Genomic DNA, 9979 nt, shown 5'->3' with positions numbered 1-9979 from the left:
GCTTTTGCGTGATTGGGATGTATTGCGAGTAGAGGTACCTGAACTTGAAGTACTCCACGGTGGATCCCGGCAGCGAGAATTCGGCAGAAACCGTCTGCAACGAGCCACGGGTCGGGTTGTAGTACTTGTTACGCGTGTCGTGCGCCCAGGAAAACTCCATGCCCCAGGTATGGAACGTGCGGTGATCGAGTGCAGTCAGGTAATCGACGAATGCCTGCGGCGTCCCGGGTGAAAAGGTCGTGATTTCGGTCTGACTGACGCCGATACGCGCAAGCAGGGAGTCGCTCTCGGTCAATGGCAGGCCTATATTCGCACTGAAATTGTCCGAGTTGGTCAGGTAGTTGGCGATGTTGGCCTGCCCGGAGTCCAGCTCGCGATGGCTGATGTCATAGCCGAGACCGATACCGTCGTCGGTCAGGTAGGGCTCGAAATAGGACAGCACGTAGGACTTGAGATACGAGCTTTGCTGCCAGGTAAGGCCAACCCGGTCGCCGGTGCCAAAGAAGTTGTTCTGCTGTACGGCAATACTCGTGATCAGGCCCTGGACCTGCGAATAGCCCACGCCGAACGTAAAGTTTCCGGACGGCTGTTCTGCGACCTCGACGAGCAGGTCAACCTGGTCCTCCTGTCCGGGAACCCGCGGCGTTTCGATGTTGATGGCGCTGAAGTAGCCCAGGCGCTGCAGGCGAATCTTGGAGCGGTCGATCGCGGCCTGCGAATACCAGGCACCTTCCAGCTGGCGCATTTCACGACGCAGAACCTGATCTTCGGTATGCAGGTTGCCCTTGAAGGTAATGCGACGCACGTAGACACGCTTGCCCGGAATCACCTGGAAATTGAGTCCGACTTCGCGTGTTTCCCGGTTGATATCGGGAATCGGATTGACCTCGGCAAAGGCATAGCCAATGTTCGACAGCACCGAGGTGATCGCGTCGGCCGACTGCTCGACCTTCTTGCGAGAAAAAATCTCCCCGGACGCGATGCTCAACTGCTTGCGCAGGTCTTCGTCCTTGAGGACGAGGTCACCCGTCAGGTTGATATCGGTGACCGTGTAGACATCGCCTTCCTTGATATTGGCGACGACATACATCTTCCGCTTGTCCGGGCTCATCGAGACCTGGGTCGAATCCACCGTGAAATCGACATAGCCGCGATCGAGGTAGAACGACGAAAGCCGCTCGAGATCGCCGGACATCTTCTCTCTCGAATACTGGTCGTCCTTGGAATACCAGGAAGTCCAGTTGGTTGTGTCCGACTGGAAGTCTTCGATGATCTTCTTTTCCTTGAACGACTCGTTGCCGACGATGTTCAGGTGCTTGATCTTGGCAGGCTTTCCCTCGGTGATATTGATCGCAACCTCGACGCGGTTGCGGTCGAGATTGACCACCGAAGTTTTCACCGTGACGTTGTATTTTCCGCGGTTGTAGTACTGCCGGGTCAATTCCTGCTGCACGGAATCAAGCTTGAGGCGGTCGAAGGTTTCACCTTCCGCCAGGCCGATACCCTTGAGGCCGTTACGCAGATCCTCGTCTTTCAGGTCCTTGTTGCCGCGCAGCGCCACTTTGGAGATCGAGGGGCGTTCGACAATCGTGACGACAAGGATGTTGCCCTGGCGGTTCAGGGAGACATCGTTGAAGAAGCCGGTGCTGTACAGGGCGCGAATGGCCTGTTCTGCGCGATCGGGCGTCAGGCTGTCGCCCTTCTCCACTGGCAGGTAGGTAAACACGGTACCCGGCGCAATACGCGAGAGACCATCAATACGAATGTCCGACACGGTGAACGTGTCGAAGGCGAGGGCATCCTGGGTGCTGAGCCAGGCAAGCAAGAGCAGGGCGGCGATACGCTTCATCGTCACTTCCATTGAGGCAGGGCCGGCTTGCGGTGAGGGCGCACCGCATCCGTTGTTTTGAGGCAGAACCGGCTCAGTGTACGAGCCGAAGGATATCGTTGTAGAACGCCAGCCCCATCAGGGCCACGAGCATCATCAGGCCGACATACTGACCTGCAATCTGGGTGCGTTCACTTACCGGACTGCCTTTTATCAGTTCGATAAGGTAATACAGCAAGTGGCCGCCGTCCAAGATCGGTATCGGCAAAAGGTTGATTATCGCAAGGGACAGCGAAATGATGGCAAGGAAATTGAGGAACCAGGCAAGGCCCATTTGCGCCGATCCATTGGCAAATCGGGCGATCGTGATCGGTCCTGACAGGTTTTCCAGGCCAGCCTGGCCGACCAGAAGCATTTTCAGCATGCCAAGCGAGCTTTTGGTGACGTCCCAGGTTTTCTCGAACGCTCTGGGTACGGCCTCGAGCGGGCCGTACTTCAGGGTGGCGTCGTGGCCGGAGCTGCTGCCAATGCCGATCAGGTAGCGCTTGCTGCCATCCGCCTCCGTGACTTCGGTCGCGGCCAGGGTCATGTCCAGTTGCTCGTTGCCACGCTGGATTTTCAGGGCAAGGCTGGGATTTTTCCCGGCTTCTTCCGGAATCAGGGTTTCAATGTCGGAAAAAGTCGCAACGTCACGCCCGTTGATGCGCAGGATACGATCACCGACTTCGAGCCCGGCCGCCTTGGCCGGCAAGCCGTCGCTCAGGCGCCCGATAACGGCTTCGCGTTCGCGTGGCTGCAAGCGCAGGCCGATTTCGTCGAAAAGCTGGTCTTCGCCAACATCATCCGTGAGGGTGCTGAACCGGAATTCTCGCGTCGCTTGACCGCCAGCAGCCGTGACCACGTCGACTTGCGTATCGATGCGTCCGACGGCATTTTCGCCGAGTTTCTGAAGCGCCGTGCTCCAGGAGTCGATCGAATCTCCGTTGATGTTTTCGATGCGGTCGCCGGCCTGCATGCCCGCCTCGGCAGCGATGCCATTGGGAGCGTCCACGATTGGAATGAAATCAGGCTTGCCGACGACGAACATCAGCCAGAACGCGGCGACCGTGAAAATCAGGTTGAAGGCAGGCCCAGCCGCAGCAATGGCCATGCGCTGGCCAACCGGTTTGCGATTGTGGGCCTGATCGAGCTCTTCCGGTGAAACCTCGGATTCGCGCTCATCCAGCATCTTGACGTAGCCGCCAAGCGGAATGGCGGCGATTGCGAATTCGGTTCCGCGGCGGTCACGGCGCATCCAGAGCGGTTTTCCGAAGCCTACCGAGAATCGCAGGACCTTGACCCCGCACCAGCGGGCTACGATGAAATGGCCGAATTCGTGGAAGGTAACCAGCAGGCCCAAAGTGACGATCAGCCACCACGCCGATCCGAAGAACTCGTTCATTCACACATCTCGATGATCATGTAACCAAGCCTGCAATGATACGTTGTGCTTCACGTCGCGCGGTTAAATCACTGTCAAGCAGGCCGGCCAGGGTATCAATTGACGTGCTGGGCACGCGTGCCAGGCTTTCCTCGATGACGGTCGCGATTGAAAGGAACGGCAATTGCCCGGCAAGAAACGCTGCCACGGCCTCTTCATTGGCGGCATTCAGTGTGGCGGGAGCCGTCCCGCCGCTGGCCAGGGCCTGATAAGCGAGGTCGAGGCAGCGGAAGGTGTCGCGGTCGACTGCTTCGAAATCCAGGCGGGCTGTCGCGATCAGGTCCAGCGCGGATACGCCTGCGTCAATGCGTCCCGGCCAGGCCAGGGCATAGGCAATTGCCGTACGCATGTCCGGATTTCCCAGTTGGGCCAGGACCGAGCCGTCCCGATACTCGACCAGGGAGTGCACGATACTTTGCGGATGCACCACTACATCGATTTCCGAAGCAGCGGCAGCAAACAGGAAATGTGCCTCGATAACCTCCAGGCCCTTGTTCATCAAGGTTGCTGAATCAACCGAAATTTTACGACCCATGCTCCATTTCGGGTGGGCGCAGGCCATATCCGGCGTGACATCGACCAGATCGGCGCGTTGGCGGCCACGGAATGGTCCTCCGGATGCGGTCAGGATGATCCGTCGGACCCCTGCCTCGCGAAGGTCCGGCCGGCCGCCAGGAAGACACTGGAACACGGCATTGTGCTCGGAATCGACAGGCAGCAATTCTCCGCCGCCTTCGTCCAGGGCTGCCTTGAGCAGGCCCCCGGCCATGACGACGGATTCCTTGTTTGCCAGCAGCAGGCGCTTGCCCGAGCGGGCAGCCGCGAGGGTGGACTCCAGGCCGGCCGCGCCAACGATTGCCGCGACAACACTGTCGGCATGGTTGCCGGCCGCCGCCTCAACCAGGCCGCCGGGGCCTGCCAGGACGCGTGATTCCACGTTCGCAGCGCGCAATTTCCGAACCAGTTCGCCCTCAAGGGCCGGGTCGGCGATGACGGCAAGGTCCGGACGGAACGTCCGGCACAGCTCAACCAGCCCATCGACGTTCTGATGTGCGGAAAGCACGCTGGCGCGAAACGCTTGTGGGTGTCGCGCGACGACGTCGAGGGTGCTGGCACCGATGGAGCCGGTCGCGCCCAGTAGCGCGATACGCATCATGTGGGATAGAGGATGTCGATCAGGGTCTTGCCGGCAGCAAACAGGGGTATCGCGGCAAATACGCCATCAAGTCGATCAAGCAGTCCGCCGTGACCGGGAAACAGCGCGCCAGAGTCCTTCACGTTGGCCTGGCGCTTCATCAGGCTTTCGAACAGATCGCCGATGACCGAGTAAATCACGCACAGCAGGGCCAGCAGGATCAGCAGGATCAGCGGAATGCCGCGCTCATCAAGCCACCAGCCGCCAACGAAGGCGACCATGGCGGTGCCGACCATGGCGCCCCAGACGCCTTCGCGGGTTTTGCCCGGGCTGATGCGCGGGGCCAGCTTGGTGCGTCCGTATCGACTGCCCACGAAGTAGGCAAACGAGTCTGCCGACCAGACCAGTACCAGGGCGAGCAGCGTCCAGGCAGGCCCCAGATTGGCTTGGCCGTGCAGTTCCACCAGGGCGACCCAGGCAGGAATCAGAGCCAGGATGCCAGCCACCAGCTTGACGACGCGATTGCGTGGCGTCGGCGATGCGCCGAACGAAAAATGTCGCATCCAGAGCACACTGAGCAGCCACCAGAGCAGACCCAGGCCAATGCTGAGCCACCAGATCCAGCTGCCCTGGACCATCCACAATCCGGCCATCAGGCCGCCGCCGACGAGCAGGAACAGCACGCGCGTGACCATGCTGCGTATTCCGATCAGCCGCGTCCATTCCCAGAGAGTCAATATCCAGATGCCGGCCAGCAGGCCGGCGAACAACGATGCCGAGGAAAGCAGGATTGCGGCCACTGCAATCGGTGCGAGTACCAGGCCGGTCAGTATTCGCTGTTTCATGCGGCTCCCTGTGCGGAATTGCTGGCAACCTGTGCGGAGGTCTGCCCGAAGCGACGCTCGCGGCTGGCGAACACGTCAATTGCGTTGTCGAGTATGGACGCATCGACATCTGGCCACAGCGTATCGACGAAAACCAGTTCGGCATAGGCGAGCTGCCAGAGCAGGAAATTGCTGATGCGCTGTTCGCCGCCGGTGCGGATGAACAGGTCAACCGGGGGTTGCCCGGCCAGTGAGAAGTAGGCAGCCAGGGACTCCTCGTTTATCGAATCGACGGCCAGCTCGCCTCGGGCCACAGCCATTGCCGCGCGGCGCGCTGCTTCGGCGATGTCCCAGCGGCCGCCATAGTTCACGGCGACGTTGGCGAACAGCGCAGTGTTGTCGCGCGTCTTGTCCATGGCCTTGTGCATGCGTTCGCGCAGTTCGGTCGAAAATGCCGACAGATCGCCGATGAATTCGATACGCACGCCGTAGCCGTGAAGCTCGTCGACCTCGCGATCCAGAGCCTTGAGGAACAACTGCATCAGTGCGCCGACTTCTCCCGCCGGGCGTTTCCAGTTCTCACTGGAGAACGCAAACAGTGTCAGCGCGCGGATTTCCTTGCGCAGGCAATACTCTACCGTCGCGCGCAGGGCTTTCTGGCCTTCGCGGTGACCAAAGCTGCGTGGCCGATGGCGTCGCTCCGCCCAGCGTCCATTGCCATCCATGACGATGGCAACATGACGCGGCACGCGCGGCTTTTCTGCGCTCGCTGTGGCGGAGTTCATGGGGGAGGGCTAACGGATCGACGGCTCAGATCGCCATCAATTCGTCTTCCTTGTTCTTGACCACGCCATCGACTTCCTTGACGAACCGGTCGGTCAGTTTCTGGATATCGTCCTCGGCACGGCGCTCCTCGTCCTCACTGATCTGCTTGTCCTTGAGCAGTTCCTTGATGTGATGGATCGCATCGCGACGGATGTTGCGGATGGCGACCTTGGCATTTTCACCTTCGCCAGCGACCTGCTTGGACAACTCCTTGCGGCGCTGTTCGGTCAGGGCCGGCAAGTTGATGCGGATGACCTGGCCAACCGTGGTTGGAGTCAGGCCCAGATTGGAGCCCAGGATGGCTTTCTCGACGATTGCCACCATCGGTTTTTCGAATGGCGTGATGGTCAGCGAACGCGCGTCTGCGACGGCCACGTTGGCGACCTGGGTCAGCGGCATGTCGGAACCGTAGTAGGGAACCACGATCTGGTCGACCAGAGCTACGCTGGCACGACCGGTACGCAGGTGAGTGAGATCCTGGCGCAGTGATTCCACGCTTTTGGTCATGCGTGTCTGGGCGTCTTTCTTGATGGGTTCGAGCATGCTGACTCCGGCAGGTTCTTGAGCTGCCGGAGTATACCAGTCGTGATCCAATCTCCGGCGTCGACCTTGTCCGAAAGCGAGGCAGGCACTGACGATTGGGCCGACTCCCGCGGTCAGGAAGCCATGATGCGTCGCTGAGCCTGACCGCGTACGGAGGTGCAGTCGAACATTGCCCGCTAGCCACGGCCGTGGAGTCATTTCGGACGGGGAGTCGTTGTCCTGGTGAGGCCTGCTGGATCACGCCATCTTGCGTGAGGTATGCGTACCGCCGGCAAATGCGGACGTCGGCGAGACATGGCGCCCGGAACTACGGGAGTAATGTCAGCGAGCGGGCAATGACGAAGCTCACCGTCCAACTGGCCGGCATGAAGCCACGGACAGGATGTCCGGGCTGGCTGAACGTTACGTCACGCGCGTGAGCTTGACCGCAGCGGCCTTGGATTGGGCACAGTCGTGATGATCACGGAGCGGGGGCATGTCTGCGGACGTGAAACTCTTGTTGATGCTGACGGCTCAGTGGCCATCACCGCCTACGAGGGTGCCAATCTGCTCGCCCTGCATGATGCGCATGAGGTCGCCTTCGCGCGACATGTCATAGACGCGAAGGGGAATTCGGTGGTCCCTGCTCAGCGCAATTGCGCTGGTGTCCATGACCTGCAGGTTGCGCTGGATCACCTCGTCGTAGCTCAGCGTGTCATAGCGCGTGGCGCTTGGGTCTTTTGAGGGGTCCGCCGAATAGACGCCATCGACCTTGGTTGCCTTGAGCAACAGGTCGGCGCCGACCTCGATGGCGCGCAGAGCAGCGGCCGAGTCGGTCGTGAAGAACGGATTGCCTGTACCTGCAGCGAACAGGACGACACGGTTCTTCTCCAGGTGACGAATCGCCCGGCGGCGAATGAAGTCCTCGCAGACTTCATTGATCTTGATCGCGCTCATCGTGCGTGCGGTTCCGCCGGCGCGTTCAATCGCATCCTGCATGGCCAGCGCGTTCATGACCGTGGCCAGCATGCCCATATGGTCGCCAGTGACCCTGTCCATGCCCGACGCGGCCAATCCGGCGCCGCGGAAGATATTGCCACCGCCGATGACGACGCCGACCTGCACCCCCGCGTTGCGTACATCGATGATTTCTCTCGCAAGCTTGCCGATGACTTTCGGATCAATGCCGTAGTCGGATTCGCCCATGAGGGCTTCGCCGGAGAGCTTCAGGAGGATGCGTTTGTACTTGATCGCAGGCATGAGGCGCTCCAGGGGATGGCAAATCACGTCTATTGTAGGGGAGTTGGAGCGATCTGCCACGTGCAGCAGCGTCAGGCAGGCCGGTTGCTACTGCTTCTTGCCTTTGAACCAGAATTGCTGTCCAGACAAACAAGGCCAACTCTCATCATCAGCCAGGCCGCCTGCCGTCTGTACTAGAATTGAGCCCATCAAACTGGTCGATACATTTTGGGGCGCAATAAAAATATGAAGATCGTAAGGCGGATTCTGCATGGTCTTCGATCCTTGAAATTGTCCGAGTTTTCATTGGCGTCCTCAATCTGTCCGTTTTGTGGGCGCACGCTCATGCTGAGGCTAAATGCAGAATCCAGCGGACTGCGCTGCATCCGATGCGCGGCCAGCGAAGTACATCTCGCATTGGGACAAGTGTTGCGCGACAAGGTTGCGGATATGTCGCAGATGGATGTGTGTGAGCTATCCGCCAGCGGCCCGTATGTAAAATATATCGAGGGGAATGCCCGTAGAGTTTCGCTGTCTGAGTTCAGTGAGGCTGTGGAACCGGGGCAGACAGTGAACGGTGTCCGTTGCGAAGACGTTCAATGCCTCACCTATCCGAATGAGTGTTTCGACCTTGTCACCCACACGGAAGTGTTGGAGCACGTGCCAGATGATGGTGCCGCATTCGCGGAGCTGCGGCGCGTGCTCAAGGTTGGCGGCATGATGATGTTCACCGTCCCCATGTCAGGCCAAACCAAAACAATCGAGCGGGCGCGAGGAGTCGGGCCAGATATCGAGTATCTGCTTGAGCCCGTGTACCACACGGATCCCTGGCAAAGAGGAGCGGGAATTCTTGCCTATCGGGACTACGGGACAGATATCATTGCCAAACTGGATGCTGCGGGATTCGAGCGGGTCGAGATCATCAAGCCAAAAGCGCTCGCACCGTGGTACGAGTCGCATGAAGTAATTCTGGCACGACGGAGCTAGTGTCCTGTCCTGCTTGTTCGTGAGCATAATCTTGCGAGCTTGGTGACGGTTTCGCATTGGCTGCCTGTATTGACCCAGCACTTTCTGCACAGGTCAGGCCACCAAAGCATACGCTTGAGCAGGGGTTTTCACGGCGAATGCCTGATGCGGCTGCTCGGTGTTGTAGAACTGGAATCCAGTCGCTGAGTGTTCGATTCAATGCGTGGTCGGCAACCAACGGCGCGCTTGCGCACCTGCCAGCCCTTGAGTTGGAAGATGCGCTGCACGCTGTTCTTGTTCATGTCGAGCCAGCCCGCCACGGTGCGATACCCGAACGACGGCTCATTTTCGATCAGCGTCTTGATCGGCTCCGCCAACTCCGGGCGTACCTTCGCCGGGGCTTTCCTTGATCGGTAGTACATCGAGGGCCGCGGCACTTGGCGAAAAGAATCAGCTCAAGAAAGGCCGGATAACAAAAAGCCGCGATAAATCGCGGCTTTCCGGTATTGGCGCTGGAGCCGTGAATCAGGCCAGGCCGGCCTGCTTCATCACTTCGGCAGCGTAATCTTCAACCACCTTCTCGATGCCTTCGCCAACCACCAGGCGGTGGAAGCTGATCACTTCGGCGCCTTCCTTCTTGAGCACGTTGCCGACGTTTTCGTTGGTATCAAGCACGTAGGGCTGGCCGGTCAAGGTGACATCGTTGACGATCTTGTTGACCTTGCCGCTGATGATCTTTTCAAGGATTTCCGGTGGCTTGGACTTGTCCTTGTCGGACATCTTGGCCAGCTCGATTTCCTTTTCCTTGGCGATGAATTCGGCCGGCACATCCTTTTCGGAGATGTGCGGAGGATTCATGGCGGCGATATGCATGGCAAGGCCGCGAGCCAGCTCGGGCGAGCCGCCCTTGACCTCGACGATCACGCCGATGCGACCGCCGTGCAGGTAGCCGGCAACCGTATTGCTGCTGTCGATGCTCACCATGCGACGCAGCTGTACGTTCTCGCCCACCTTGGCGATAACGGCAGCGCGAGCTTCCTCGACCGTGCCACCGCCAGCGAACGGAGCCGCCTTCAGTGCATCGATATCGGAGACTTCCAGTGCAGCGGTGGCCACCTGGTCAGCAAAGGCGAGGAAATTCTCGTCCTTGGCAACGAAAT

The 9979-nt window shown here is 59.6% G+C and carries 10 protein-coding genes; 1 reads left to right on the top strand and 9 read right to left on the bottom strand.

All coding sequences use genetic code 11. The features are described 5' to 3' along the window. The 7 genes from bamA to pyrH all read right to left on the bottom strand — a co-directional run. The coding region (gene bamA, locus WBP53_RS09150; protein WP_423928136.1) for an outer membrane protein assembly factor BamA at positions 1-1849 on the bottom strand (1849 nt) is incomplete at its 3' end. A 73-nt stretch (positions 1850-1922) separates the two neighbouring features. Further along, positions 1923-3269 (bottom strand): RIP metalloprotease RseP, encoded by a 1347-nt coding sequence (gene rseP / locus WBP53_RS09145; RefSeq protein ID WP_423928134.1) that lies wholly within the window; start codon positions 3267-3269, stop codon positions 1923-1925. Positions 3270-3285: 16 nt separating this feature from the next. Continuing rightward, complete coding sequence (locus WBP53_RS09140) at positions 3286-4464, bottom strand: 1-deoxy-D-xylulose-5-phosphate reductoisomerase (RefSeq protein WP_423928132.1); 1179 nt, start codon at positions 4462-4464, stop codon at positions 3286-3288. Then, on the bottom strand, positions 4461-5288 hold the full coding sequence (locus tag WBP53_RS09135; RefSeq protein WP_423928130.1) for a phosphatidate cytidylyltransferase: 828 nt from the start codon (positions 5286-5288) through the stop codon (positions 4461-4463). Before WBP53_RS09135 ends, WBP53_RS09140 begins: the two co-directional genes overlap by 4 nt. Further along, positions 5285-6052: a polyprenyl diphosphate synthase gene (gene uppS, locus WBP53_RS09130; protein ID WP_423928128.1), complete on the bottom strand. Its 768-nt coding sequence runs from the start codon at positions 6050-6052 to the stop codon at positions 5285-5287. The genes WBP53_RS09135 and uppS overlap by 4 nt, the downstream gene beginning before the upstream one ends. A gap of 25 nt (positions 6053-6077) precedes the next feature. Beyond that, positions 6078-6635, bottom strand: coding sequence for a ribosome recycling factor (frr, locus tag WBP53_RS09125; RefSeq protein ID WP_423928126.1), 558 nt, complete (start codon positions 6633-6635; stop codon positions 6078-6080). Between the two features lie 513 nt (positions 6636-7148). Further along, positions 7149-7874, bottom strand: a complete 726-nt coding sequence (gene pyrH / locus WBP53_RS09120) for a UMP kinase (protein WP_423928124.1) — start codon at positions 7872-7874, stop codon at positions 7149-7151. 324 nt (positions 7875-8198) lie between these two features. On the opposite strand from pyrH, the gene WBP53_RS09115 reads away from it, so the two are divergent. Beyond that, on the top strand, positions 8199-8840 hold the full coding sequence (locus WBP53_RS09115; RefSeq protein WP_423928122.1) for a class I SAM-dependent methyltransferase: 642 nt from the start codon (positions 8199-8201) through the stop codon (positions 8838-8840). A gap of 128 nt (positions 8841-8968) precedes the next feature. On the opposite strand, the gene WBP53_RS09110 is transcribed toward WBP53_RS09115, so the two are convergent. Beyond that, positions 8969-9241, bottom strand: a complete 273-nt coding sequence (locus WBP53_RS09110) for a hypothetical protein (protein ID WP_423928120.1) — start codon at positions 9239-9241, stop codon at positions 8969-8971. Positions 9242-9344: 103 nt separating this feature from the next. Next, positions 9345-9979 (bottom strand): translation elongation factor Ts (tsf, locus tag WBP53_RS09105; protein WP_423928118.1); only part of this gene is annotated, 635 nt, incomplete at its 5' end.

Origin of the sequence: Dokdonella sp. (assembly GCF_049593775.1) — a bacterium.
Classification (GTDB): Bacteria; Pseudomonadota; Gammaproteobacteria; order Xanthomonadales; family Rhodanobacteraceae; genus Dokdonella.
Note: the sequence above shows the minus strand (reverse complement) of the source record. Positions and strands in the feature narration are given on the sequence as shown.

What these genes read in the sequence shown, in the direction of transcription:
- rseP (WP_423928134.1), bottom strand. Translation starts at nt 3,269, where the DNA reads ATGAACGAGTTCTTCGGATCGGCGTGGTGGCTGATCGTCACTTTGGGC.
- WBP53_RS09140 (WP_423928132.1), bottom strand. Translation starts at nt 4,464, where the DNA reads ATGATGCGTATCGCGCTACTGGGCGCGACCGGCTCCATCGGTGCCAGC.
- WBP53_RS09135 (WP_423928130.1), bottom strand. Translation starts at nt 5,288, where the DNA reads ATGAAACAGCGAATACTGACCGGCCTGGTACTCGCACCGATTGCAGTG.
- uppS (WP_423928128.1), bottom strand. Translation starts at nt 6,052, where the DNA reads ATGAACTCCGCCACAGCGAGCGCAGAAAAGCCGCGCGTGCCGCGTCAT.
- frr (WP_423928126.1), bottom strand. Translation starts at nt 6,635, where the DNA reads ATGCTCGAACCCATCAAGAAAGACGCCCAGACACGCATGACCAAAAGC.
- pyrH (WP_423928124.1), bottom strand. Translation starts at nt 7,874, where the DNA reads ATGCCTGCGATCAAGTACAAACGCATCCTCCTGAAGCTCTCCGGCGAA.
- WBP53_RS09115 (WP_423928122.1), top strand. Translation starts at nt 8,199, where the DNA reads ATGCTGAGGCTAAATGCAGAATCCAGCGGACTGCGCTGCATCCGATGC.
- WBP53_RS09110 (WP_423928120.1), bottom strand. Translation starts at nt 9,241, where the DNA reads ATGTACTACCGATCAAGGAAAGCCCCGGCGAAGGTACGCCCGGAGTTG.